We start from the raw sequence: 944 nt of genomic DNA, 5'->3' as shown, positions 1-944 counted from the left end.
GCTTTCCGATTTTTATAATTACAGCTATATTTTTACTGATAGAAAAAAACGTATGCTAACATTGTATATAAAAAATTGCTATTTTGTGCTTAACCAATGGGAGTTGCTTTGTTTGCTTGCTTCTGATTTTCCTTCGGAAAATCCTCGCACACAAACACGCAACATTTCATATACGTAACCGTTGTGCGTCATTTAAGGAGCACGTTAACTAAACGAAAAGCATCATTCACTAATTGGAGTTTTTATGAAAAACGGAATTGAAATATTTTTGAGAATAAAACAATTAAAATGAGAATATTTCTGGTTCTATTAATCTTGACTTTGACTTTCAGTTGCGCAACTCGGAATATAAAATACGACCGAAATAAAATATTAAAAAAATATTCAGCGGAATATGAAATGTTCGTTGATAACGAAAAAACGAATTTGGAAACTGTTTATCTTGACAAAGACAATATTGAAAATATCCGAATTGACAAGCGCACGAAAGAATTGAAAATCACTCAATTCAAACCGACTGATTTGTTTGAATTCAAAAATTTGAATTTGGACAGCTTATCTGCTGGACAAAGAGGTTGGAATAAGAAAAAAATTGACTTAATAATAATTGACGGAATTCCATTGACCGATAGTTTAAAAAACAGAGTAAAAATTGACCCAAATGGAATTAAAACGTTCAATATTCTGTCCGAGGAAATGATGCAAAAAACAAATTTCTGTCGAATTTACGATGGAAGTATAATTATAATAACAACGAAATAAAAACGAACGCACAACAATGGCTATAAGTAATTGCTTGTTCTCGCCTACTTTGGAAATTCCTGTGGAATTTCCAACTTGGTGTGTACTTGTAAAGTTAAGTGCTAACCCACGCAACTACTCATAGCCGAGACCGTTAGCATACATTTGAAATGACTCTTTCCGAAGTATATTTTTATATTATA

1 protein-coding gene is annotated in these 944 nt (G+C 31.7%); it reads left to right on the top strand.

Going from position 1 to position 944, the window contains the following annotated elements:
- Positions 1 to 399 precede the first annotated feature (399 nt).
- Entirely contained in the window at positions 400 to 762 is a 363-nt protein-coding gene (locus ABD939_RS15545) for a hypothetical protein (protein WP_345170486.1), read from the top strand.
- The last annotated feature ends 182 nt before the right edge of the window (positions 763 to 944 follow it).

The organism is Algibacter aquimarinus (genome assembly GCF_039543265.1).
In the GTDB taxonomy this organism is placed as follows: domain Bacteria; phylum Bacteroidota; class Bacteroidia; order Flavobacteriales; family Flavobacteriaceae; genus Algibacter_B; species Algibacter_B aquimarinus.
This window is presented reverse-complemented; position numbering and strand designations above follow the sequence as displayed.

Excerpts from the sequence above, each read along its gene's own strand:
- ABD939_RS15545 (WP_345170486.1), top strand. The coding sequence starts at position 400 with ATGTTCGTTGATAACGAAAAAACGAATTTGGAAACTGTTTATCTTGAC.